21 protein-coding genes are annotated in these 25,331 nt (G+C 62.2%); 13 read left to right on the top strand and 8 right to left on the bottom strand.

Annotated features, from left to right (window positions below):
- The first annotated feature begins 69 nt into the window (after positions 1-69).
- Positions 70-1,278, top strand: coding sequence for an MFS transporter (locus tag L981_RS27385; RefSeq protein ID WP_052202049.1), 1,209 nt, complete (start codon positions 70-72; stop codon positions 1,276-1,278).
- Between the two features lie 56 nt (positions 1,279-1,334).
- On the opposite strand, the gene L981_RS27380 is transcribed toward L981_RS27385, so the two are convergent.
- Positions 1,335-1,934 carry a LysE family translocator gene (locus tag L981_RS27380; protein WP_043623918.1) on the bottom strand — a complete coding sequence of 200 codons (600 nt, stop codon included), beginning with the start codon at positions 1,932-1,934 and terminating at the stop codon, positions 1,335-1,337.
- Positions 1,935-2,717: 783 nt separating this feature from the next.
- Between L981_RS27380 and L981_RS27375 the strand changes: the two genes are divergently transcribed.
- Positions 2,718-3,116, top strand: a complete 399-nt coding sequence (locus L981_RS27375; RefSeq protein WP_043623915.1) for a DNA breaking-rejoining protein — start codon at positions 2,718-2,720, stop codon at positions 3,114-3,116.
- A 10-nt stretch (positions 3,117-3,126) separates the two neighbouring features.
- Here L981_RS27375 and L981_RS27370 read toward each other — a convergent pair whose 3' ends face one another.
- Positions 3,127-3,933, bottom strand: a complete 807-nt coding sequence (locus L981_RS27370) for a helix-turn-helix transcriptional regulator (RefSeq protein ID WP_043623912.1) — start codon at positions 3,931-3,933, stop codon at positions 3,127-3,129.
- A 97-nt stretch (positions 3,934-4,030) separates the two neighbouring features.
- On the opposite strand from L981_RS27370, the gene L981_RS27365 reads away from it, so the two are divergent.
- Entirely contained in the window at positions 4,031-5,491 is a 1,461-nt protein-coding gene (locus L981_RS27365) for an MFS transporter (protein WP_043623910.1), read from the top strand.
- Between the two features lie 76 nt (positions 5,492-5,567).
- Here L981_RS27365 and gcvA read toward each other — a convergent pair whose 3' ends face one another.
- Entirely contained in the window at positions 5,568-6,500 is a 933-nt protein-coding gene (gene gcvA / locus L981_RS27360; protein WP_043623907.1) for a transcriptional regulator GcvA, read from the bottom strand.
- Positions 6,501-6,616: 116 nt separating this feature from the next.
- On the opposite strand from gcvA, the gene L981_RS27355 reads away from it, so the two are divergent.
- The 9 genes from L981_RS27355 (at position 6,617) to L981_RS27315 (ending at position 19,005) form a co-directional block, all read left to right on the top strand.
- Positions 6,617-8,083: an amidase gene (locus tag L981_RS27355; protein WP_245281729.1), complete on the top strand. Its 1,467-nt coding sequence runs from the start codon at positions 6,617-6,619 to the stop codon at positions 8,081-8,083.
- 11 nt (positions 8,084-8,094) lie between these two features.
- A complete protein-coding gene (locus L981_RS27350; RefSeq protein ID WP_371258912.1) occupies positions 8,095-9,345 on the top strand; it encodes an MFS transporter in 1,251 nt (416 codons plus the stop codon).
- Positions 9,346-9,616: 271 nt separating this feature from the next.
- Positions 9,617-9,856, top strand: coding sequence for a hypothetical protein (locus tag L981_RS27345; RefSeq protein ID WP_043623901.1), 240 nt, complete (start codon positions 9,617-9,619; stop codon positions 9,854-9,856).
- A gap of 181 nt (positions 9,857-10,037) precedes the next feature.
- Positions 10,038-10,940, top strand: a complete 903-nt coding sequence (locus L981_RS27340) for a phosphotransferase family protein (protein WP_156134262.1) — start codon at positions 10,038-10,040, stop codon at positions 10,938-10,940.
- Between the two features lie 269 nt (positions 10,941-11,209).
- Positions 11,210-12,247: a methyltransferase gene (locus tag L981_RS27335; protein ID WP_052202048.1), complete on the top strand. Its 1,038-nt coding sequence runs from the start codon at positions 11,210-11,212 to the stop codon at positions 12,245-12,247.
- Positions 12,244-13,656, top strand: a complete 1,413-nt coding sequence (locus L981_RS27330; protein ID WP_197067203.1) for an FAD-binding oxidoreductase — start codon at positions 12,244-12,246, stop codon at positions 13,654-13,656. The genes L981_RS27335 and L981_RS27330 overlap by 4 nt, the downstream gene beginning before the upstream one ends.
- Positions 13,607-14,698 carry a GNAT family N-acetyltransferase gene (locus L981_RS27325; RefSeq protein ID WP_197067202.1) on the top strand — a complete coding sequence of 364 codons (1,092 nt, stop codon included), beginning with the start codon at positions 13,607-13,609 and terminating at the stop codon, positions 14,696-14,698. Before L981_RS27330 ends, L981_RS27325 begins: the two co-directional genes overlap by 50 nt.
- Positions 14,699-14,794: 96 nt before the next feature.
- Positions 14,795-18,349, top strand: a complete 3,555-nt coding sequence (locus L981_RS27320) for an aminotransferase class I/II-fold pyridoxal phosphate-dependent enzyme (protein ID WP_052202046.1) — start codon at positions 14,795-14,797, stop codon at positions 18,347-18,349.
- A 179-nt stretch (positions 18,350-18,528) separates the two neighbouring features.
- Entirely contained in the window at positions 18,529-19,005 is a 477-nt protein-coding gene (locus tag L981_RS27315) for an SRPBCC domain-containing protein (RefSeq protein ID WP_043623892.1), read from the top strand.
- A 26-nt stretch (positions 19,006-19,031) separates the two neighbouring features.
- Here the strand turns inward: L981_RS27315 and L981_RS27310 are convergent, their stop codons facing one another.
- The 5 genes from L981_RS27310 to L981_RS27290 all read right to left on the bottom strand — a co-directional run bounded on the left by L981_RS27310 (position 19,032) and on the right by L981_RS27290 (position 24,462).
- Positions 19,032-19,592 (bottom strand): GNAT family N-acetyltransferase, encoded by a 561-nt coding sequence (locus L981_RS27310; RefSeq protein WP_043623889.1) that lies wholly within the window; start codon positions 19,590-19,592, stop codon positions 19,032-19,034.
- A gap of 24 nt (positions 19,593-19,616) precedes the next feature.
- Positions 19,617-21,974 carry an Orn/Lys/Arg decarboxylase N-terminal domain-containing protein gene (locus tag L981_RS27305; RefSeq protein WP_043623887.1) on the bottom strand — a complete coding sequence of 786 codons (2,358 nt, stop codon included), beginning with the start codon at positions 21,972-21,974 and terminating at the stop codon, positions 19,617-19,619.
- A 232-nt stretch (positions 21,975-22,206) separates the two neighbouring features.
- The gene (locus L981_RS27300) at positions 22,207-22,779 is read right to left on the bottom strand and encodes a DUF1349 domain-containing protein (protein WP_371258911.1); all 573 of its coding nucleotides are present in this window, start codon (positions 22,777-22,779) and stop codon (positions 22,207-22,209) included.
- Between the two features lie 146 nt (positions 22,780-22,925).
- The gene (locus L981_RS33465) at positions 22,926-23,333 is read right to left on the bottom strand and encodes a BA14K family protein (protein WP_052202044.1); all 408 of its coding nucleotides are present in this window, start codon (positions 23,331-23,333) and stop codon (positions 22,926-22,928) included.
- 142 nt (positions 23,334-23,475) lie between these two features.
- Complete coding sequence (locus tag L981_RS27290) at positions 23,476-24,462, bottom strand: polysaccharide deacetylase family protein (protein ID WP_043623884.1); 987 nt, start codon at positions 24,460-24,462, stop codon at positions 23,476-23,478.
- Between the two features lie 338 nt (positions 24,463-24,800).
- Between L981_RS27290 and dtd the strand changes: the two genes are divergently transcribed.
- Complete coding sequence (gene dtd, locus L981_RS27285; protein WP_043623881.1) at positions 24,801-25,244, top strand: D-aminoacyl-tRNA deacylase; 444 nt, start codon at positions 24,801-24,803, stop codon at positions 25,242-25,244.
- Positions 25,245-25,331: the final 87 nt, after the last annotated feature.

Here is a 25,331-nt window from a genome sequence, read left to right as displayed (position 1 = left end):
TCCGATCCCAGTTTTGTCACCCACATCTTGGCATCGGCCGTTCCATGGCCGTGCCGGAAAGGTCTTGTCATGGTCAATGCCACGCTCGAAACCCCGCATGAGGCCGATCGGCCGCAGGCGACCAATCCATGGCTTTCGGTGTCGATGCTCGCCTTCGGCGTCTTCGTCGTCGGGACGGGTGAGTTCGTTCTGGCGGGCCTGTTGCCGCTTCTCAGCAGTTCGCTCGACATCGCCCCCTCCGTTGCAGGGCAGGTCATCACGATTTTCGCTTTGACGTGCGCGATCGCGGGCCCTGTTCTCGTGGCTGCGACTGGCGGCTGGGAACGCCGAACCGTCCTCCTCGTCGCAGCCCTTGTTTATCTCCTCGGTAGTGTCTGGACCGCGCTTGCGCCGAGCTATGCGCAGGTTCTGACCGGTCAGGTCGTGGCGGCGCTTGGCGTCGGGCTGTTCGTGCCGACCGCCACTGTCACCGCCGCCGCCATGGTCCTGCCGGCGCAACGGGGCAGGGCAATCGCCCTGGTCGTCAGCGGCTTTACGGCGGCCACGGCGCTTGGCGCGCCGCTCGGCACGGCTTTCGGCGGCGCGTTCGGCTGGCGATCCACCATGTGGCTTGCAACGGGGCTCGCAGCCCTCGGCGTCGTCGGTATCGCCGCCTTCGTTCCGAAGTCGATCAGAATCGCAGCGACGACGGGCTTGCTGCAGCAGTTGCGGCTGCTGCGTAACCCGCAAATTCTGGCGGTGCTCGGCGTAACGCTTCTCGCCTTCACCGCCGTCTATCTACCCTACACCTATATGGGCATCATCTTTGCGGCCGCCACGCAAGGAAACAGCGTGTATCTGGCCGGCCTGATGACGACGCTCGGCGTGATCGGCACGATCGGCAACCTGGGTGCAGGCATGCTCGCCGACAGGGTTGGCGGCCAGAAGGTTGTGGCAATCGCCCTGCTTTGGCTCATCATCAGCATGCTGATCCTGCCACTGACCACCGACACGCTGGCATCGGCTTTCGCAATCATCGCATTCTACGGGATCGCCGCCTTTGCGATCACGACGCCGCAGCAACACCGGCTGATCTCGCTGAAACCAGAGGCCGCCGGCGTCCTGGTCTCGCTCAATCAGGCCATTCTCTACCTTGCCATTGCGCTGTCCGGCTCGATCGGAGGCCTTGGACTAGAGTGGGCAGGGGCCGGCAATCTCGGCTTCATTGCGGCGGCGCTTGCAGCAACGGCATTGCTGTTATCGGTGTCGATGAAATCGAACCCTGACAACGATCGATAGGCAGGCAGCCCACCGGGTGCGTTCGGCCTCCGCGCGCCCGGCTTGCGCTCCCCAAACTATCCGCCGTGCCGCAAGGCGGGATAGAGCGAGGCAATCAACAGCACCGCCATGGCGATGTTGAATAGACGAAGCCTCCGGCCGACCATCAGCCACTGCTGCAGGACGGTTCCCATCCAGGCCCAAACGATGTTGGCGGCAAACCCGATAATCGCGAAGGCCGACGCCACGACAACGACGGAAACCAGGACCCGTTCCGGTGCGAACAGGCTGGTCGCAGACAGGCCTGTTGCCCAGACTTTCGGATTGACCCATTGAAACGCGGCGGCCTGGAAAAACGAAAGTGGCTTGCCGACGGCGTCGCCGACGCCGGGTGGTGACGCGTTTGCGATCTTCCAGGAAAGCCACAAAAGGTAAGCCGCCGAGGCAATACGCAACGTCGTTTCGAGTTGGGGAACGATCTCGAAAATGGCCATGAGCCCGACGCCGGCCAGCAATATGATCGGCAGAACGCCAGCGGAAATTCCGATCAGATGCGGGATCGAGCGGCGGAAGCCGTAATTCGCGCCGGACGCCATGACCATGATGTTGTTCGGGCCGGGCGTGATTGTCGCGGCAAAGACAAAGCTGAGAAGTGCCGGAATAATTGCGTCGTCCATGTATTTCTCCGATTGGGAAGCGGACGCCGCAATTGAGCCGGAGAAACGAAAAGGCCGCCCATTGCGGCGGCCCATGTTGCACATAGCAGTTGGAGCCGCCTTAAATCGGCAGCCACCAGCTCGCGTCATGCGTGAATTGATCGAGTAGCGTGATCATCGCTCGAGTATAGCCACAAACCTTGCAGGGCAGCAATTGGCCGGCGGCGACGGCGGTGCCTTTTGGCGCAACGCTCGCTGGGAAATGTCGTGCACCGGGCGCGGCCTCACCGAACGGGCGATCTCTTCAGTGGGCCATTCGATGCCGTTGCGTCGTTGGCTGAGCGCTGCGGTAGGGCTGCATCCTATAAAACCTAGGCGTCACGACCGGGAGGCACGGGAGACGCTTGATCGCAGAATACGCCACATGGTTGTGAAGCGATTGATCGGGGTAGGCGGCTCCGGTTGCTGGCCAGTTTTCGAGTGCTCAAAGGAAATCTGACGCGCAACCCTTTTAACCGGTCCAGTCGCACGCGAAGGGTTCTGCCGCTGACGGCAAACCCATTTTAGTTGCGCTGCCTCAAAGAGATGATGGCTCGCCCCTGACATTACACAGTCGCGGCCGGGCCTGCATGCCCGCCGTTCTTATTGGTCGTGCCCGCCAGCAGGGGTTGCATTCATCATCATCGCCCTAGATTCTGGGCAAATGTTTCTCTGCAGGTCTGCCCGGGATAAAGCCTGCCGGAGAGGTCGTCGACTGACGGTTTCAAACCAAACAGCTTCGCAAACATTTAGGAAGACCAAGACGTGAAAATCGTACGCAACATTATTCTCGCCCTCGCAGTCCTAACGGCGACGCCCACCCTTGCCGACGAAGTTCGTCGTGAGACCATCCATTTCGCTGCCGGCTCCTCTGGATCAACCATCGACGGCACTGTGAAGGGCTACCAGAGCGTCCAATACGCGCTCGGGCTCATAGCGGGTCAGAAGCTCAGCATACAACTCGATCCAAGCAATTCCAGTCTATACTTCAACGTAACAGCGCCCGGCGCGGACGCTGCGATGTACAACAGTTCGATCAATGGCAATAGCACGAGCGTCACGATTCCATCGAGCGGCAACTATGTGATCGACGTTTATCTGATGCGCAACGCCGCTCGTCGTGGAGATACTGCAAACTATACCTTGACGCTCTACGCCGAATAGGCGCCAATCCTCAGGCCTGCGCAGCGCCCGGCGTCTGCTTGCGCGCATAAACGACAAGCCGCAGATGCTGCCCGCCGTCGATTGTGAGCGAGGTGTGCTCGAACTCGACGGCTGTTTCGTCCACCATGATCGTCCGGGTGCCGGTGCAGGGGGCGTGCACGTCCTGGCGCCGCCACCAGTTCTTGAATTCGGGCGAGACCCGTTCCAGCTCTTCGACCAGGGTGCGGGCATCCGGATCGTCTCGCGCGCCGGCAAAGTCGCGGCGGAAACTGGCGAGCATGGCCGGCGCCTGTTCCTCCCACTTCACGAAGGCCTTCCGCAACGCGCCATCGGTAAACAAGGCCCAAAGCAGGTTGCGGCGGTGAGGCTCGTGGCTTTCAAACCCAAACAGCCGGTCGGCCGGCGCGTTGAAGGCCAGCACGTCCCAGCGCAGGTTGATGATGTAGGCGGCGTGGGGCGCGAGGTCTTCCACCAGCCGTGTGACCAGCGACGGCGCGATGCAGAACGTCTTGCCGGGCTCCGCCGGCGGACGCTCGTGGGCAAGAACGAAGAGATGCCGGCGTTCGGCGACATCCAGCTTGAGCACGCGGGCGAGATTGTCGAGGAAGCCGGCGGACACCCCGATCTCCCGGCCCTGTTCGAGCCATGTGTACCAGGTCAACCCGACGCCTGCGAGAGCCGCGACCTCTTCCCGCCGCAACCCCGGTGTGCGCCGGCGCTTCGCGCTTGGCAGGCCGACATCTTCGGGCAAGAGCCGCTCACGACGGCTACGGAGGAATTCGGCAAGCTCGGGACGGGTTCGTTCAAGGGCGCGCATCGTTCAGCCAATTGCAAAAAGTAACAGCATAAGTGGTTAAATTGTAAAAGGATAATGGCTGTGAAATCGCTGGTGCGTCAACAAGAAGAGGACGCCCATGAGCTCGCACACCTGCACAACCGAAAGACTTTCCCCAGCGTCTGCCGGAACGACCCACAGTCCGCCCTGGCTTGGCCTCTGCATCCTGTTGCTGGCCGGGTTCGTAACGATCTTCGACCTCTTCGTTGTCAACGTCGCGATCCCCTCGATGCGGGCGGAACTGGGCGCCAGCCTGTCGCAGATCGGCTTCATCGTTGCGGGCTACGAGCTTGCCTTCGGTGTCCTGCTTGTCACCGGCGGGCGGCTCGGCGACCTCTACGGGAGACGCCGGTTGTTTGTCCTCGGCATGGCCGGTTTTACGGCGGCCTCGCTTCTTTGCGGCATGGCTCCGTCAATTGAAATCCTGATCGGCGCGCGGGTGTTGCAGGGGCTGGCGGCTGCTTTGCTGTTCCCGCAGGTCTATGCCTCGATCCGTCTGAACTTCTCGGGCAACGACGGTCGCCGCGCCTTCGGTCTGCTCGGCATGACACTCGGTCTTGCCGCCATCGCCGGCCAGATCCTCGGTGGCTTTCTGGTCGAAGCCGATCTCTACGATCTCGGCTGGCGCACGATCTTCCTGATCAACGTACCCATCGGTCTTTTTGCAATCGTGATGGCGCGCTTCATTCCCGAAACACGGGCGCCCGAACGCTCTACGCTGGACTGGCTCGGTGTGGCACTGGTCAGTCTCGGGCTGACGCTCCTGCTGGTGCCGCTGGTCGAGGCGCCGACCCGCGGCTGGCAGGCCCGGAGCTTCCTGTCGCTTGTCGCCGCCGCCTTTCTGCTTGCCGCCTTCTATCGCCAGCAGGAACATCGCCGCAAAGCCGGACGCCAACCCCTCGTTGACATGAAACTGCTGCAGCAGCCGCGGTTTGCGCAGGGTGGATTGCTGGTCCTGCTGATTTATTCGACTGCCTCTTCCTTCTTCCTCTGCTTTGCGCTCCTGGTGCAGATGGGCTTCGGCCTCAGCCCGTTTCAGGCCGGTCGTGTCTTCGTGCCATGTTCCATCGCTTTTGTGATCGTTTCCCTATGCGCTGCGCGCCTCGTCGTCCGTTTCGGAACGCCTGCCATCGCCATGGGGGCGCTGATCTACGCAGTCTCGTTCGGCGTGCTGGTCGGGCAGGTGTGGATTGCCGGGGCGGGTCTCGTGGTTGCTCACCTCGTTCCCGCGCTGGTCGTCATCGGTGGGGCGCAGGCGATGATCATGACGCCGCTGCTCAACCTCGTGCTTGGCTTCGTGGACGAGCGGCAGGCGGGTATCGCCTCCGGGATCATTTCGACGCTTCAGCAGGTCGGTGCAGCGCTCGGCGTGGCCGCGGTCGGCATCCTCTTCGGCGCGACGCTTGGGACGGGTTCGCAGGAGCCGGCTGCGCGCTACGCCTTGGCCTTCGTCTCCGGCATGGGTTACAACGTCGCGGCGGCTGTAATCGTTGCGATCCTGCTGGTGCGGCTGGCGGTCCACGGGCGCCCCGCGAACTGAACCTCTGTCCTAAGGACGCGGGCGGTGACGCCATCGATCGGGATGGTGACCCGCCGCGGTCGGCATCCGCAGGGTTTCAGCCAATGCGCCGCGCGTTCCGAACTTCGCAGGAGGCATCGGTCCGCTGTGTCTTCTCCACGTTGAGTATCCAATCCCGGAAGATCGCGATCTTTGGATTGTCCTGGGCGTGCTCGGGACACACCAGGTAATAGGCAAACTCGTCTATCAAAGTTGCGTCCAGGAGCTGCACCAGCTCGCCGCTGGCGAGTTCCGCTGCAATCATTGCGGCGGGCAGCAGGCCTGCGCCATGGCCCGACAGGATCGCCTTCAGAATAAGGCTGCTATCGTCAAAGGACGCGCCACGGGGAGAGCGGAACTCTTCCACGCCATTTGCCTGGAACCAAAGGCTCCATCCCCTTCGGTCGGCATCATGGACATGCGGCCAACGGATGAGATCGGCCGCGCATTGGGGAGCGCCGAGGCGATCGACGAGATCAGGGGCTGCCACGGTGACCATCTCGACGGCTAAGACGTGGTCGCTGCGCAGGCCGGGATAGCGGCCGGCACCATGACGCACCGCGACATCGACGCTGCCGCGGGAGAAATCGGCAAGAGCATTGCTTGCGACGATCTGGAGATCGATTTCGGGGTTGCTTTCCTGAAAGGATCTCATGCGCGGCACGAGCCAGGACGATGCGAAAAACGGCGTGACGCTGACCGTCAGCATTCCGTTGTCGTTGGAGGCCATGACGCGTCGCGAGGCTTCGGCAATCTGGCGAAAGGCGTTGCGGACCGCCGGCAGATAGTCCCGGCCCGCATCGGTCAAATAAATGCCGCGTGTCACCCGTTCGAACAGCTTCACCCCAAGATGTGCCTCCAGCGACTTCAGCATCTGGCTGACGGCGCCCGGCGTGACGCAAAGCTCGTCGGCCGCCATCTTGACCGAGAGATGGCGGGCGGCAGCTTCGAAAGCCTTCAGGGCGTTGAGCGGAGGAAGGTGGCGGCTCATGATTTAGTTTTTCTAAGTTATAGGGCTGATTAAATCTGGTTTGTCGGCCGAGTACGACGTGGTTTATCACAATATATGCCGCTTGTCTCACGGTTCACGGGGAACAGGAGGCGCGATTGAGAAAAGACAGATTTTCTAATGTATACGCGCTTGCCGCAATCGGGAAAAATTGCATGACGATAGTTTCGGACGAATTCAGTTTGCTGACCCTCACGGAGATCGCAGACAAAATCAAAAGTGAGAGCGTTTCCTCGCTTGCGGTCACCGAGGCCCAACTTCGGCGCATCGCGCGACTGGAACCGGATCTCCACGCCTATGCGCAGGTGATGGAAACAAGCGCGCTGGAACAGGCGAAGGCGGCGGATGAGGAAATCGCCGCCGGAGGCCATCGCGGCCCGCTGCACGGCGTTCCCATCGCCGTCAAAGACCTGTGCTGGATCGAAGGCGTGCCAACCAGGGCCGGGACACTCGTCCATAGCAATTTTGTTCCGGGCGAAGACGCCACTGTCGTCAGACGCCTGAGGCAAGCAGGCGCCATCATTGTCGGCAAGACGCAGATGACCGAGGGCGCCTATTCGGACTACCATCCGGCAATCACCCCGTCTGTCAATCCGTGGCACGCGGACTATTGGGCCGGGATTTCCTCGAGTGGTTCAGCTGTCGCGACGGCGGCGGGCCTTTGTTTCGGTGCGATCGCGTCGGACACGGGGGGCTCGATCCGCTGGCCGGCGGCCGCAAATGGTGTCACGGGCCTCAAACCGACATGGGGGCGGGTCAGCCGGCACGGCGTCTTTGATCTCGCTCCCTCCCTCGACCACATCGGCACGATTGCGCGAAGCGCCATGGATGCGGGCATCCTTCTTGCGGCCATAGCGGGAAGGGATCCGAAGGACCCGACGGCGGTCGCGCAACCGGTGCCGGATCTCGCCTCGGCTTTACAAGGCGGGATCGGCGGCCTTCGGATAGGCTTCGATCCCCTGTGGAACAGCGAGGACGTGGAGCCCCAGACACGGGCCGCTCTCGCCGCTGCCGCGGACGTTTTTACTGCTCTTGGCGCGCACATGGTCGAGATCAGGTTCCCGGATGTGAGCCAGGCCGTTGCCGACTGGGTGCCGAACTGCGCCGTGGAGGCGGCAGCCGTACACGAGCGAGACTTTGCCGCGAACAGGGACTTGTATGGGCCCATCCTTGCCGGCGTCATCGAAATGGGCAAAGCCGTCTCGGAGGCTGAGTATCAGCAGATCCTTCTGCGACGGGCGATTTTCCGTCGCGACGTCGAAGCCCTGTTTGCGTCCGTCGACCTGATCCTGACCCCCGTTCAGCCGTTCGCTCCCCTGACGCTCGCGACCATCGCGACACTTGGTGAGCAGCCGGATCTGATCGCCAGGCTGCAACGCTACACCTGCCCTTTCGATATGAGCGGCCATCCGGCACTGACGTTCCCTGCAGGCATCGCAAAGGATGGCATGCCGATCGGCCTTCAACTCTTGGCCGGTCAGTTCCAGGAATTGGCCCTGGTGCGCGCCGGAGCGGCATTCCAGGGGCACACGGCTTGGCACAAGCGGCACCCAGGAAAAGGCTGAGGGAGAGAACGATGATGAACACTCACCACCAGCGCCAAGGCATCTTCTACGGATGGGTCGTCGTCGCCGCGACGTTTACGCTGACATTCGTAGGCTTTGGTAGCGCCTATACCTTCAGCGCCTTCATCGAGGTGTTGCAGCAGGATCTCGGGGCATCGCGTGGCTCCGTTTCGCTCGTTTTTTCTTTGGCAGGCTTTTTGTACTTCTGCCTGGGCGTGGTTTCCGGCCCGCTTGCGGACCGGTTCGGGGCCAGATCGCTCTGCGTTGTCGGCATGGCGCTTGTCGGTCTCGGCCTTGTCTTGGCGGGCCAGGCGCGCACCATTGCCGAGGTCTATGCAGCCTACGGGCTCGGCATCGGCCTGGGCGTCGGATGCGCCTATGTGCCTGCCCTTGGGGCCGTGCAGCGCTGGTTCGTCGCGCGACGTGGCCTGGCTTCGGGGCTTGCGGTCAGCGGTATCGGGCTCGGCACGCTTGTCATGCCGCCGCTGGCGACGTGGTTGATCGCGACCCTGGGCTGGAGAGAGGCCTATCTGGTGCTCGGTGGCGCGGCCGCCGTCGTCGGCATCGGCGCGTCGCTGCTGCTCGAAAGCGATCCGGGGCGACGGGGGATGCGTCCGGACGGAGCTTTGGCTGAGCCCGGCGTCGCGAAGTCGGTGGCAACGGAGGGCGTTTCGGTCAAGGATGCAATCCGGACGCCGCAATTTGTCGGCCTGTATGTGGCATGCCTGTTGAGTGCAATCGGCGTGTTCGTCCCCTTCGTCCATCTCGTCCCGTTTGCAGTCGATCACCAGATTGCTCCAACCGTCGCCGTCCTCCTCCTGAGTGCGATCGGCGTTGGCAGCACAGCGGGGCGCTTCTGCCTTGGGGGGCTTGCGGACCGCTTGGGTCGGGACGCCTTCCTGGCGGTCATGTACGCGGGCATCGCCGTGTCGCTTGCAGTTTGGGCCTTTGCGACCGGGCTTTTGGCCCTCGCTGCCTTCGCCCTGCTGTTCGGATTGTTCTATGGCGGCTGGGTCGCCGTGCTGCCGGCCGTGGTTGCCGATCATTTCGGCCGTCGCAATGTCGGCGGTATCATCGGTCTTCTTTACACGAGCGTTGCAATCGGCACGCTGATCGGCCCGAGCCTTGCCGGCTTTATCTACGACGCCAGCAACAGCTACTTCCCGGCTATCGCAATCAGTGGAGGCGCCAACGCGGTGGCCGCGCTTGTCGCGATCGTGACGATCAGCTTCAAGTCAAGGACAGTTGCCGAAGGGTCTTGAGCCGGCATTACAGCTTTTTCGTTCCCGCCTTCTGTATTGGATATCGCTGCCACGCGCCCGCAAGATTGCTTGCATTGGTTGTGACGAATTGATAATGACTCAACCAATGAGATATGGTCGGAGGCGAGAGGACGAACGGCGTTTCATCCGTTGCGCGTTTCGCCTGTCGTCACGCATGGCGCCAAACGAAGCGGGCCGCAGCAGTGGCCGTCTTCACGGTTGAGCAGTGCGACCATCGACTTGCCGATCGAACGGTTCAAAGGTTGGCTGGATGAGCGGGGAGCAATTTGACGACTATTATCAGACGCTGTCGACGCTGCTTCGTTCCTCGCTCGATGAGGTCAAGGAGAGCCTTTCGGATGAAGACTACACCGGGATAAGGGACCACCTCGATCATGGTGCGTACGGTGTCGCATGGGAGCTCCTTTGGGACCTGCTTCATGCACATCCTTTGCAGATACCGGCCGATCTCGTCGAATGCGGGCGAAGAATGGGTATCGATGCTTTGTAAGCTGAGATAGCTGAGGTGCCACAAACATCTGCTCTAGGAGGCGCACCGTTTCGGCCAGACCGTCGGCCATCGACGCCGTTGCGGGGTGTCGGTCTGATCCGGGCCGTCACCGCGAAAGAGCGGGCTATAGACTTCAGACGCGGACAAGGGCTGCCCGGTTGAACTGCAAAGGACGAACACGGTGAAGCATCAATCCGAAATGCCAATCGCGCCCGGTTCCATTCAGGGGGAAGTCGACGCCACTCATGGCGGTGCCGATGCGATGCTCCTGGCAAGGATCGTTGCCGAACTCGGCATGCCGTCGGAGCCTCCGGCCGTCCTGATCGGCTCGGGACAGAACTCCGTCGCCTATCAGCTTGGCGATCGGATCCTTCGATTGCCGCGCCATGCCGGCGCCGAACGCGACCTCCTGCGAGAAGCCTCAACGCTTCGTGCGGTTCGGCCTCTTCCGGTGCCGGTGCCTGATCTTGAGGTGCGCCGCATCGGCGGCCAACTCATCTCGCTGCACGCCAAGATCCCGGGCGAACCGCTTTCGCACCTGGCCGGCCTGACAATCGGCGCACGGAAGGCTTTGGCCGTGGACCTTGCCGCCTTTCTGCAGGCCCTGCATTCGGTCCCCATCGACCGCTTGGAGGCCGAGCCCGCCGAGGCGCCTTCGTCCGAATGGCATCGGCTTCTGACGCAATGCGAAGATGTGGCCTTTCCGCTGCTTTCGCCTGATGTCGTCACCGGTCTGCGGACGCGTTTTTCCGATTTTCTGGCGACCTGCGACGCGCTCCCGCAGTGCCTGATCCACGGGGACTTTGGGACTGGAAACATCCTCGTCGATCGCGGCCGCCTCTCAGGCGTCATCGATTTTTCCGGCTGCGGCCCCGGTGACCCAGCCTATGATTTTGCCAGTCTCGCGGCAGGACTTGGTGACGGGTTCGTCGATCTGGTGCTTGAGTACCTTCCGGCCGACACGGCGGCGAGGGAGCGTATGAGCTTCTATCGAATGACGTTTCCGCTTCTCGACATCCTGTATGGCGTCGAAAACCGCGACCCGGAGACAATCCACGCGGGCGTGCGCGCCTTTGCGGCCTAGGCCTCGTTCGGCCTTCAAATGCTTCCGCAGCGCACAAAGATGCAGAAGTGCGAGATTTCGAAGGGACTTGTTCATCGACGACAAGGCGCCAGCAATACCGGAAAGCGAATAACACCATATAAGTGTGTTGCGACGCACAACGAATCTGAAGTTGTATTTCGCTTCGTTTGAGTGTAAAGAAGGCGTCCTCCAGAAATGAATATGCGAGTCCAGAGTGGCTCGCCAAGAACAGGGCTCGAACGATTGCGAGTTTTCCTGGGAGGATTGCTATGCCGATTCAGCAACTGACTGACGCGGGTGATCCAGGTGTGGACGATCGTCCGCTATGGGACGTCATTTTCGGCATCTTCGGACTGCCGGCGCTGTTCATTTCGCACCGGCTCGGTCTCTTTCGGTTCGTTGCCGACAGGAACCCGACCTTGGAGCAGCTCTGCGACGGCCTGAAGCTCCAGCGGCGCAGCGCCCAGATTCTGGTCAGCGCCGCGACCTCGCTCAATTTCCTTGAGTTCGTCGATGACCGCTATCGCCTGACGCCGTTGTCAAAGTCCTATCTTCTGGAAAACAGCCCGAATTACTTCGGGCATTACTGGGATTTGTTGATCGACAATCGTGAGGTCTTTTCGTTCGACGCCCTGGAAGCTGCGATCGTCAGCGGCGCCCCTCGGGCCTATGGCGTCGAGGACATCTACGCGACCCATCGCGAGGATGCCGAACGGACCCGGACGTTCACGCGGGCGATGCATTCGGTCAGCGTATCGGCGGCGCACGGATGGGTGCACAAGCTGGATCTTACCGCCCATCGTAGAATGCTCGATATCGGCGGAGGCTCGGGCGCCCATGCGCTGGCGGCGGTCAGCACCGCTCCGCAGCTGCTTGCGACCGTGTTCGATCTTGCGACCGTCTGCCCGGTGACGGAAGAGTTCATCGCTCGCTACGGTCTTGCCGATCGCGTCGACGCCCGGGCCGGCGACATGTGGACGGATCCGTTTCCGCGGGCCGACCTGCATTTCTATTCCCACGTCTACCATGGCTGGGCGCCGGAAAAATGCCGCTTCCTCAGCCACAAGAGCTTTGGCGCTCTGGAGCCCGGCGGGTGGATCGTCGTCCATGAGATCCTCTATGACGACGCCGGCAAGACCGGCCCCTTTCCCGCCGCTGCGACGAGCATGATCATGTTGGGTTGGGGCGAGGGCGAGCAGTACTCCGGTCCTGAGATATGCGGCTTTCTGGAGGGGGCCGGTTTTCGCGATCTGCAGGTCATCCCGGCTTTCGGCTACCACAGCATCGTCACGGCTTTAAAGCCATGAACGGGTCGCAAAATACTCCGACCGCCGCGCAAATGATGCGCTTCACCCGGGCGATCGATGGCCGGGTGCTCGGCCGCCAGTCGCCCGATTATGATCTCGTTCGGCGATCGCTCGTTTGGAACGGACGTCCGCCGGAACGCTCCCCACTCCTGATCGTCGAGGCGCGTTCGGACGCCGACGTGGCGACCACGGTCGATTTCGCGCAACGCCACATCCTCTCCGTCAGCGCGCGCGGCACGGGCCACAGCTACAGCGCGATCTTCCTGTGCGATGGGGGCGTGCTGCTCGACCTCTCCCGCTTGAACGATGTGGCGGTCGATCGGGTGTCGCGTCGGGTAAGCGTCGGACCGGCCGCGACGAGCGGGCAGATTTGTGCGGCGCTGGAACGGGAGGGGATGGCGTTTCCCGTTGGCCACGACGCCTCCGTCGGGATCGGCGGGTTCCTTCTGGGGGGCGGGCTTGGGGTCAACAGTGCCGCCTGGGGCGGCATGAGCACCTTCAACATTCTGGCGGCAGACGTCGTCACGGCTGACGGCGTTTCGCGACGGGTCAGCGCCGATGAAAATGCCGACCTCTTCTGGGCGTTGCGGGGAGGCGGACCCGGACTTCCGTTCATTGTGACGCGCTTCCACCTGCGTTGTTACGATTACCCCGGTGCGATCACGAGCAAAACCTATGTGTTTCGCTTTTCCGACCTGCCGCGCCTGGCAAAAGCTCTGGAGGAGATCGCCCCCGCTCTCGACCGGCGGCTTCAGGTGATGCTGGCGGCCGTCGCGGCGCCGCCGGGGCTGGCCGAGACATGTACCGCCGAGGACCATGGTCGCATCGCGGCCCTCACGGCCATCGCCTTCGCCGATGATGCCCCAGCGGCCCGGTCGATGCAGGCGCAACTGGCAGCGTTGCCCATTCTCGCGAACGCTTTAGCGCCCACCGACGATCAGGCCATAACGTTCGCGCAGGTCCTGGAACAAGGAAAAGACCTTCTTGTGTCGAAACGCTATCGCACGGACAACGTGCTCTGCGATGCCATCGGAGACGCGGCAGAGGTCATCATGCGGCATCTCCCGGCCGCACCGTCGCCAGCCGCCTTGTCCCTGATCGTCTGGCGTGGACAGCAGGCGCAACCGGACGCTGCCTACTCCGTTTCGGGTCGGTACTTCGTTTCGACCTATGCACAATGGGATCTGGTTGGGGACGACGCGATCAACGCCACCTGGCTGCGCCGCTTTTATGACGACATGGCTGGCATAGCGACCGGCGCCTACGTCAACGAATTCGATCTGGAGGGGCGACTTGGTGAGGTCGGCCGGTGCTATGCGGCGATCGCCCTCGATCGTCTCCGGACCTTACGACGACAGCATGATCCGCGCGGGGTTTTTCACAACCCGTTTTCTCACCTGCATCCGTAATGGGGGTATGTCGATGCGCGTTCGTACCTACGGCAAGATCGACGAGGCAGGCCCAGGGCGCTGGGACGAGTTGGTCGCCAGTTGCGGCGCGCCGCTCTTCTACCGTTCGGCGTTCTTGCGGGCCTTCGAGAGATTTCCGCTGCATAGCGTGCAGGCGCATTTCTACATCGTCGGAGAGGACGCGCAGGGCGGACTGGTTTTTGCGACCCCGGTCTACCTGCTGAAAGGCGTCGATCCGATGAAAATCCTCAACAATCACTTTGCCGACTATGGCGGCGAGCTCATCCTCGTCAACCATGTCTGGCATTGCTACGACACGTGGATCCCGGCGCGTCGTCTCGACCCCGATGTCGTCGGCACTGTTCTATGGGCCGTGGAAGCGCTGGCCGCGGATCTGGGCGTAGCGCTCTGGGGGTTCACCAATGTCGATGGCACCGGCGAACTGAGCCGTGCTCTCACGGCTGCAGGCATGGCAGGGGTCCAGGTCGAAGAACGGTTCCTTGTCGATCTCGCGCCCATTCCCGACATCGATCGATACCTTGCCCTGTTAAACCAGCCCGTGCGCCAGAACTTGCGGCGCTACATGCGCATTGCGGAGCGCGCGGGCATCGTCGCCCAAGTCGCCCCTGTGGAGCATGCCGACCTCGAGGGCTTCGTCGCGCTCGCCCGCGCCGGTGCCGCCAAGTATGGCAATGCCGACTACTACCGTCCGGGTATCTTCGAGGATTTTCTGCGAGCTCTTGGCGGACACGTCCGGGTGTTCGAGCAGAGGCTGGAAGGCAGGTTGATCGGCTCGACAGTTCTTCTGGTCGATGAGACGACACTGCATTGGTGGGTGGCCGGAAACGACTATACCGCCGTGCCTCAGATCAGCCCGTTCTACCTTGCTTTCCTGGCCGCCATCAAAGAGGCGATGGCCACCGGCAAGGTGGTCGTCGAAGCCGGCCGCCGCAACCCGCGTTTCAAGACGCGGCATGGCCTGCGACCCCGGCCGGTCCAATCCCATTTCCTGCCGACATTTCAGCGCGCTGTCGAGGGATAACGCAGGTCGTTATCGCGAGGCGCTGGGCAGGCGGCGCCCGTTGGCCAATGGTGCCGATAAATGGGACGGAGGGAAACCAAGGAGGAGGTGGAACCCATGACGTCAAGCGTCGCTCACGATGGCATGTATCAGCATTTCGCCTGGACTCTGCCGCCGGCCGATCCGCAGGCGTGGCTCGCGGCGCTCATCGCGCTCCACCAGCTTTTCGATGGCGCCTTCACCGCCAAAACCTGGCTATGCCGCTGGGTCGGCGCTGGTCCGCGGGCGTTCTCGTCAATCGAACTGGCGCAGCTCACCGATGGCCCGATTAGTCTCGTCGCGTGCCATCGACTGGTCCGCGCAAGCGATGGTGCCGAACGAAATACGCTGGGTCAGGGCGAACATGTGATCGTCTTCGCCCGCACAGCCGTTGACCTTGCGACCGTCGAACGCTGGCATCCGCGCACGGCACTGGTCCTTGAGGCCACCGAGAACCGGGACAACTTGACCGTCACCTACATTCAGCGGCGCGGTGTCATCGATCCGGGCTTCCCGGCGATATTGGAGCGCGCGGTCAATGGGTTGGTCCCGCTTACACGCCGCGGCGTGGATGATACGGCCGATATCGCAGCTACGATCCGGGCTGTGCTTCCCACTCAGGCGGTCACGCCGAAAGCCGTCGAAACGGCTCCGGATCTGTTTATCCACCGCTTCTCCGCGCTCGCGGCACAGGCCCCCGATCGCCCGGCGATCGTCACGGGGGATACGAGCATGAGTTATGGCGAACTCGCCCGTGCAAGCGACAGTCTTGTCCACGGCTGGCGGCGTCTTGCCGTTGCGAAGGGCGATCGCTTGATGGTGATTGCGCCGCGCGGGCCGGTTCTCGTGGCGACAGTGCTTGCCGCGTTCAAGGCTGGCCTTGCCATCTGCCTGGTCGATCCGCGCCAGCCGCCTGCCTATGTCGCGACCTGCCGGCGCATTGTCCGCCCCACCTTGGTCATCGATCTCAGCGGTCGGGATCTCGCGCCGCCGGGCGTTCCTGCGGTGACCGCCATCGACCTGACGCCGGACGCCGCGGCCCCCCCGATTTGCACGGATCGCTTCGAGGGCGACGACTGCGCGATCGTTACGCTGACATCCGGCACGACGCGTGAACCGAAAGCGGTTCTGGGGCGCTACAGTTCCCTGACCCGATTTTTCGATTGGATGGATGATCGTTTCGGCCCGATGACGGATGCCGCGTTTGGAATGTGCTCGAGTATCGGCCATGATCCGCTGCAGCGTGACATCATGACGCCGCTCTATCTCGGCGGGCGCATTGTCATACCGGACGAGCGTGACCTGAGCGAACCGCAGCGCCTTCCCCGGTGGCTGGCGGCCAACAGGATCGAATTCGTTTGCCTCAATGCGGCCCTGGTGCCTTGGCTCGGATCATCGGCCCACCTGCCGCACCTGCGAGCGCTCTTCTGTGTTGGGGGTGCGCTGACGCGGTCGCAGGCCGTCACGCTGCGCGCGGCGGTGCCGCAAGCGCGGATCGTCAATCTCTACGGCGCAACCGAAACGCAGCGCGCCGTCGGGTTCTACGAGGTGCCGTCCGATCCCGATGCGCTTGCGGAACTCCCGGAAGTTGTCCCACTTGGGCGCGGCATGAAAGATGTCGATCTTATCGTTCGGGACGTCGCTCACCGGCGACTGACACTACCGTTCCAAGTCGGAGAAATCGCCTTGCGCAGCCGCCACCTGGCTCTTGGTTATGCCGGCGACCCCGAACTGACGGCCCGCAAGTTCAGGCATGACATTGTGCCCGAACCGGACGACGTGCCCACCTATCTGACCGGCGATCTCGGCTACGTCTCGGCGAGTTATGGCGTTGTCTTTACGGGTCGGATGGACGACCAGATCAAGATCAGCGGCTATCGCATCGAACTCGCAGCGATCGATGACATGTGTCGTCAGCACCCGGCCATAGAAAATGCTGCGACACTTGTTTTGCCGATCGACGGCTTGCCGACCTTGGTGACATGTTTCGTCCCGCGCGATGCAGCGGAGCATGATGGCATTGACGGTCTTCGCCAGTGGCTCGCGCAGCGATTGCCACATTACATGGTTCCACATCGCCTGTGCGCGATGGGTGAACTTCCCCTGACGCTCAACCGCAAGATCGACGCACAGGCGCTCACCGCACATGTACGCTCAGAGATCGGGTTGGATGAGACGAATGTGTCGGCCCCAGCCGCCGCCTTGCTCGACCGGATCGTCGCGTTCGTCCATCGGCACACCGGACAAGACGATCCCGCAAAGGATCTCGCCCTGGCGGATCTGGGCATCGACTCGTTGCGTTTCGTCGAGCTGACTACGCAATTGTCTGGCGAAACGGGCGGCGGCCCGCGTGGTTTCGACGGGTTTCACAACGGCATGTCGATTGCCGACCTTGCCTCGGCTCTGGCCGATCGGGGGATGTCCCGCTTGGGCCGCTCCTCCCCAGTTGCGCCCTTGTCGCCACGTCGGGTGACAAGCCCCCAGACCCGCCCGCGCGACCTCCTCGGATCGGTACTGGATGTCACCGAGACAGATATTCGCTTTGCCCAGGGCGCCTTCGATCACTGCTGTTCCAACAGCTATCTCGGAATTGCCGGGCGCCCTGAAATCCGTGCGCAGATCGCTCGTTTTCTCGACCAGAGCGGTCCGCACGGTGCGCATGGCTCGGCGGAGCTGAATGGGTTCACGACCTGGCACGAACAGCTGGTAATGGCCGTGAAGGTGATCCACGGCAGCGAGGCTGCGCTGCTCTATGGGTCCGGCTACCTGGCCAATATCTCGGCAATTTCCGCCGTGGTTGAGGGCGACGCCCACCTCTTCGTCGACGAGGATTGCCATCAGTCCATCGTCGATGGTTGCCGCTTGAGCGGTGCGCGGATCACGACCTACAGGCACAATGATGCGAGCAATCTCGAAAGCCTTCTTTCCGCGACGCCTCGATCCGGGACGGAGAGGAGAGCGATCGTGACCGAGGGGGTCTTCAGCATCGAGGGCGACGTGCTGGATCTGCCGGCAATCCATGCGATTGCCGGCCGCTTCGACTGCCTTCTCATCGTCGATGAAGGCTGCTCGCTGGGCTTGCTCGGTATCGACGGGGCCGGAGTGGAAAGTCATTTCGGCCTCCCGGGCTCGATCGACATTCGAACCGGCACGCTGGCCAAGGCGATCGGGTCGACGGGTGGATATGTCACCTGCCGGCTTGCCGACATGGCGCGCTTGCGGTTCCACCGGGCCGCCAGCTTTTCGACCAGCCTCTCTCCGCTCAATGCCTTTATCGCCTTGCAAGGAGCGCGACTGCTGCGGCTGGAAGGGCGCGCGCTGAAGGCACGGCTTGATCGCAACGCCGCCTTGTGGCGCGAGGGCCTGAACGCATTGGGCTTCGACACGGCCCGGTCGGCGACCGCGATCGTGCCGCTCCTGTGTGCCGGCCCTGACGACGTGGCTGCCTTGTTCCAGCGCGCCCTTCGTCTAGGAGTCTATGCGCTGCCCGTGTCCTCGCCTTGGTCCCGGCGCGTAAACGGGCTTCGCACCTCGGTGACGGCTGCGCACAGCCCTGACCGCTTGCGGGAGATCATCGGGCGCTTCGCTGCTGACGCAAGCGGTGCCGCCGATGCTTCGTTTCTAAGGGCCTAGCGTTGCGGTCCGGAACGTCCGGTTCTTCGGCGGATTGGGTGAACCCTGGCAGGAAGCAGATACATCACTGCGAATTTGCCGATCTGATTGCGAAACACAATCGGTCCTGATAAATACCGATTGCGTATTGCAATCAGTATGCGCGCGAGAAACTCTGGGGCCGGGCGATGGAGCGAATTATGGACTATGAAATCGGGCATAAGACATTCGTGTTCGAACGGCGTTGTGAAGCTCCGGTGGCGTCGGTTTTCAAAGCATTTGCCGATCCGGTCATCCGCGCCGGCTGGAGCGCGCCGTCTGACGACGCGGCGTTTGTCTACACCGCGGCCGACTTTCGCGCGGGTGGCGAAGACCATTTCCGCTGCGGTTCACTGGAGAACCCGCAATACACCGGGCGCACGACCTACATCTCGATTGTCCCGGACGAACTCGTGGTCAGTGCCGAGATCGTTGAAGCCGGCGGGAGAAAACTGATGTCGAGCCTTATTACAACGGAACTGGCGGCCGACGGCGATGCAACGAAGGTCAAGATGACCGTCCAGGTGACGTCCCTCTTCGGTGACCGAATGATCTCAGGCACGGAGATCGGGACCAATGCGGCCCTCGACAATTTGGTGGAGTATTGCTCGCTCGGTCGCTTCCTTGAACGGCGGTGAAGGGACGGTCCGCCGGTCTTCGATCCTCAACGGGTGGAGAGAGGCGGGGGAGGTGGCGGGGTCGTGGATCCGGTCCCGAGTGAGCGTTGGACCATGACGCTATCGGCCCAGCGTCCGTAGCGGTAGGCGACACCTGGCAGCAGGCCGACGCGAACGAAGTTGAAGCGTTCGTGCAAAGTGAGCGAGGCGAGATTGTCGGCGTCGATATAGCCGATCATCTGGCGAAAGCCGGCTGCGGCGCAGGCGTCGATCAGGCCCCGCATGAGCAGGCGCCCGACGCCTTGGCCGAGATGTTCGTGTTGAACATAGATCGAGTGCTTGACGGTATAGCGGTAGGCAGGGCGCTTGCGAAACAGGACGACATAGGCATAGCCGACAACGGCGCCCTCCTTGACCGCGACGAGATGGGGCAAGCGGCGACTTTTCAGGTTCTTCCGCCGCTCGCGCAGGTCGTCGGGCTGCGGCGTATCCCCCTCGTCCACGCCTTCTTCTATGCCGCGGCGGATATGCCGGCGATAGATGGCCAGCATGGCGTCGACGTCGCTCTCCCGGGACGGGCGAATAATGATCGTTTCATCCTGCGGCATGAGGGGTCTCGATACTCCTAAGTTTTATTCCGCGACGACGTAGGTATGAAGTCGAATGCGGCCGGACGCGTCGGTTTGGCGGTAAAGGCCCTGGATCTCCACGTCGAAGCCGGGGAACGTGTTGAAGCAGGTTTCGAACATCTTGAGATAGTCGATCATCGGCTGCGCGCGCGCGGTGAGCCTTTCGCCCGGCACGATGGTAGCGATCCCGGGCGGATAGACGACGAAAGGCGTCGTTGCGATCCGCCCGGCAATGGCGTCGATCGGCAGGAAGTCCACGTCATTGCGCACGAGGCAGCGCGCCGCGTCATGGGGCGAAAGGGCGATGTCAGGCAGGTGCTCTTCGGAAAACTGCCTGGCCTGCAGGGCGCTGACATTGGCGTCGCGGAAGAAGCGGTGCATGTCGCCGCAAAGGTCGCGCAGCCGCACGCCGGCATAGCGGCCGGGGCGGCGGCGATAGAACTCCGGGATGACCTCTTCCAGCGGCGCGTTGTCGTCGTGAAGTCGCTTGAATGCGACGAGGCCGCTGATCAGTGTGCCCGCCTTGCTTGCCTCGACGCCGGGCGTGAGCAGAAACAGCAGGGAGTTGAGGTCGTTCTTCTCAGCGACGATCCGGTTCTCGCGCAGGTATTGCGCAACGATCGGTGCGGGAATTCCGTGCTCGGCATAGGCACCGGTTGCCCTGTCGAAACCCGGCGTGAGCAGCGTCAGTTTGTTGGGATCGGTCATCGCGAATCCCGGCGCCATATCGGAAAAGCCGTGCCATGCGGCCCCCGGGGAGAGGTGCCAGAAGGCCGGATTGGTGGCGAGCTGATCGGTGGCGACACTCTCCCATGGCACGTCGTGGACCGCTCCGGGGCTTGCCACATCCGGCATGGCCACGCGGTCCGGCACGAAGGGCTCGAAGAACCAGCGGCGCTCGGGCCGGCGTTCCTTTTCCTCGAACTCCCGCCGCACCGCCCGGATCTTCTTGCGAAGCTCGATGCCGAGCCGGATCGTATCATCCCACAGCACTTCGCCGGAACGGCCCTTCATCATCTGCGCGCCGACATCGAGGGACGCGAAGAGGGGATAGAAGGGGGACGTCGACGCGTGCTGCATGAAACTTTCATTGAAGCGCCGGTGTTCGACCCGGCGTTTCTGGCCGGTGATGTGCCGATCCTTCATGTGGATCTGCGAGGCCTGGGAAAAGCTTGCAAGCTGCTTGTGCGTTGATTGCGTGGCGATGATGCCCGGGGCCTCGGGGCCGAGTTCGGCAAGGCCCATGGCAAACCGACCGGCATAGAGCGGATGAAATTTCATGAAGCCCGCCCAGGCCTCGTCAAACAGGATATAGTCGCACAGATGCCCGATGGCTTTCAGGATCATCTCGGCATTGTGGATCGTGCCGTCATAGGTGCACTGTTCCACCACCGCCACTCGAAACGGGCGCGGCTTCCGCCAGGCATCCGGGTCCTTGACCAGCGGATGGGTGCGAATGCGCTCGCGAAGCGTCTCTTCGTTCAAGCTGCCGAAATCCATCGGACCGATCAGGCCGTGGGCGTTTCTGGCGGTCGGCACGTAGACCGGGATGCCGCCGGAGATCATCAGGGCACCGTGATGGGCGGCCTTGTGATTGTTGCGGTCGAACAGAACCAGATCGCCATCGGTGACCAGGGCGGAGAGAGCGACCTTGTTCGAGGTCGAGGTGCCGTTGAGGACGAAGTAGGTCTTTTCGGCGCCGAAGATCTTGGCGGCTTCCTTCTGGGCGGCGAGCGCGGGCCCTTCATGGGTCAGAAGATCGCCGAGATCGAGCACGGAATTGTCGAGATCGTCGCGAAAAACCGCTTCGCCCAGATGCTCCATGAACACGCGGCCGACCGGGCTGCGGCTATAGAACACGCCGCCATTATGCCCGGGGCAGGTCCAGAGCTGGTTGCCTTCCTCGGCGTAATCCACCAGCGCGCCAAAGAAAGGCGTCTTCATCGTCTCGGCATATTGCTTGAGGCGGCTGATGAGGTTTTTCGCGATGAAGGCAGGGGTCTCCTCGGACAAAAAGACATAGCCGTCGATGAAGTCGAGCACTTCGACCGGCACGTCTTCGAAGCGCTTGCGCCTGATCAGCAGGATGATCGGAAATTCGAGGCCGCGCCGGCGCATCAGGTTGATGAGGGAGGCGGTCTTGCCTTCCATGCCCTTCTTGCCCCAGTCGACCATCATGCAGCCGATGGCTGCATCCGTCTGCACGGCGATCTCCGCGTCCTCGAGACTGCGCGCGCGGACCACCTCGAAACCGGACCGTTCGATCTCCTCGACGATCTGCTTATACCGGGCCCCTTCGAGATCCTCGTTGTCGAAGGCAGGTGTCGCGAACAAAAAGGTGAAGCGTCTGAAATAATCCATCGGTGCCTCCGCCATTTACACGAAGCGAGTTGTTCGTGCGTTTCGTGACGATGTTGTGACGGCGGCCGTGGTTAGACGCGCTCGTCGAGCCGCAGGAGGTTGCGGAACGCCTGATGCGCTCTTGAAGTTCCACCGCGGCGAGGCGCGTGCGAAGGAATACGGATGACGGGTCCAACGGACCTCGAATGCCTGGTCCAGGCGAGCGGATCGCTGTTGTTAGCAGCGAGTGTTCCTATGAGGCATGCAAGTCGCGCGATATCGGAGCGCCCAGGCAAAATCCTTCGAACCGCGCGGTAAAGCCTTCGCGCTCGGGAGAACAGGCCATGACGCCTATCCGTGCGTCATCAGCGGAGAATGGACATAATCTCGCCATCTGCCATAGACCATCGCCAAGATGAAACTGGACCCTGAGCGCAGCATCGTGCCGCGTCAGGCGGATATGCACTTCTGCGTTCGGCTGCGCTTGCGCAAGCGGGATTACCGACCAGTCCGACGTTCCGTTCGTGACGACCACCGAGAAATGCATCAAGCCGTCGGTGAACTCTACGCCGGTCTTCAGCCAGTGAGTTTCGTCGATAATGAGCATCAGTCCGGCTTGATCGTAGAGTTCGCGATAGTCGCCGCGCACGACCACCGATGCGGTAAAGTCTCCGCTCACCGGCTGCAGCCTGGCATGACCGGAATGGCGCCTGAAGCCATAGAAGGTCGTCTGCCAGAAGTCGGTATTCGCCTCCGTTTCGAGCGTGAGCACGCCATTTTCGACGGTCCAGTTTCGCGGCTCATTCAACCAGGTAAAATCCGTCAAAACGCCCTCCAGCCCTGTGCGATCGGCGCGCACGGGCGCGCCCACCATTGCGGTACCATCTATGGCTGGAGCAGGCGTCCGTAAAGGCTTCTTGGGCGACGGACTGCCATGCCTGTGCGGACGACTTTCGGCCGGACGCCCAGCTTTCACCGGCATTCGTAGCGCCGGCCGTCACGCCCAATGAATGTTCCGCTGCGCGGGTCATAGGAGCGGTAGCGCGCAAGGCACCGCGCGTCGCGATCGGTGCGCCGATAAGCTTCCGCCTCGCGCTTGCGCTCCGCCTCCTGCGCCGCTCCGATAATGATGGCGCCGAGCGCCAAGCCGATCGCGCCGGCAGCCAAACCAGCCTTCAGATCCTTCTTGTCCTGTTTTTCCTGGCGCTCGCGCCACCGATCGCGCCGCGCTTCCTCACAGCGCCACCGCTCCCTTCCGTGAAGGTCTCGACAATGGCGCCAACCTCCATCGTAATCGTCAGCAAGGACGGTTGGGGCAGGCACGGTCGCGCCCAAAGCTGCAGCCAGCGCGAGAACCTTACCGAAGACCGATGCACGCATGGGACCTACTCCTTCAAATATCGAACCGATTGGTTCCGGAGTCTTGCGACCACGCGTTGCGGGAACATTGCAGCGAAGCGGAGGGATTTAAACCGCCGCGGCGAGGGGAGTGCTGAAGCTCGATCTCGGCCATGGAATCGGATCAGCGCGGCGCGTCCGGATCGGAATATTGGATCACCCACGCCGGTGGCTCTTCCTCCTTGCTTCCATCCACCTTGACGTTCCGCTCCTTTGCCCAGCGGTATCCCCACATCGGTCCGAACTTGGTGGAAAAGCGAGGAGGGGTCTTGTACGCCGGATGGCCTTGCGCCTCCTCCAGGGAGACGAAGCGGTAGCCAGCACTTGTGAAAAGCTCGAGTATGCGATCGATGGTGGCCGCATTGATGCGGTTGGCATGGAGCAGCACGATGCCGGGCGGTTCGCACCCGAGGACATTGCGGTTCAGATCCGCATAATACGCAATTTCGACGCGGCTATAGTCTATGTAGGCGTCTTCAATCTTTTGGATCATCGCCGTATCGGATCGCGCCAATGCACGTTCATAGGCGGCATCAAACACGTAATCCGACGTATCGATGGTGGATGCCGCAAGATGATATCCGCGTTCGCCAAGTACCCGCTCGAATGCCTCGCGACGTTGATCCGTGTCCCCGACGTGATTGTAGGGAAACCGGAAGAACCGAAGGCTACGGCCGGCCTTTTCCACCATCGGCCGAATGCTGGCCTCTCCATCGATCACTTCGCGACGAAACGCATCGACGTCCAGAGTATTGCTGTCGAGGTGGTTTGCACTGTGATTGCCAAGCTCCAATCGACCAGCGTTCCACGGTTCCAACAGCGCCCGACCGATCTCACCCAGCGCCTGCACGCGCCGTTCGACGACAAACCCGATAGCGGGAACGTTGCCACGGGCGAGTCCGGCCAGGATGGCTTCATTCGTAGCCTTCGCGACCGCTTCGAGGTCCTGGGCTTCCGCATCGCCTGCGCGGGTATAGGGAAGATCGTCGAACGTGACGGCAACTGTCTTGTCGTGCGGAGCAGCGCAACTGCTTTCGAGCGCCTGCGATCGGGCCGCTTCTGCCGGCGTCAGCAGCATCACCAAGCCCGCCATCACCAGTGTCGCGCGCATTCGATATCCTCGCTTGGTTTCTCTGGCCGTGCCCGGAGGGCCATTTGCGTCGTGTCGCGGTCACCAATCGTCAAGGCCGCTTCGCGTCCGTTTTGAAGCGCGTGCCTTCATATCGGACGCCCGCCTTCGCCGATCTCTCCATTGCCTGGTGAGATCACAACGCCCGGATTGCCTCAACATTGCGCACGATCGACAAGCCTCTCGACGACGGTCTACCCATTGTTGTTCGACCAGATCTGACGACGCCGTCCTGACGGTTGCTGTCCGGTTCGCCTGGCGCTTGATTGCGACCGCCTAGGGGTGGATAAACGCGGGCAACCCATAGGGAGATTTCTTGCATGAGAGCACTTGTCCAGCGCGTTTCATCTGCGCGTGTCACTGTAGACGGAACGGTCACGGGAGAAATCGCCAACGGCCTGTTGGTCCTTGCGTGTGCGATGAAGGGCGATACCGCGAAGGAAAGCGAATGGTTGGCGCGCAAGATCGTCAACCTGCGCATCTTCAGGGACGATCAGGATCGCATGAACCGTTCGCTGGTCGATGTGGGCGGATCAGCGCTCATCGTCAGCCAGTTTACCTTGGCCGCAGAGACGAAAGGCAACCGGCCGGGTTTCTCGACGGCCGCGCCACCGGAGGAGGGAAAGCGCCTCTATGAGCATTTCTCGGCGCAAGTCTCGACCCTTGGCGTTGCTGTTGCGAATGGCGTTTTCGGTGCGGATATGCGGGTGGAGCTCGTCAATGACGGTCCTGTGACGATCTGGCTGGATACGGCGGCTGGCTGAACGGCCATTTTCCGCCCGTTTACCCGGGCGGACAGTGGCCTTTGCTGCTTGTGGATAGAAATATCGTTTGTTTTCAATGCGTTGTTA

This window comes from Ensifer sp. ZNC0028 (assembly GCF_000799055.1).
In the GTDB taxonomy this organism is placed as follows: Bacteria; Pseudomonadota; Alphaproteobacteria; order Rhizobiales; family Rhizobiaceae; genus Ensifer.
This window is presented reverse-complemented; position numbering and strand designations above follow the sequence as displayed.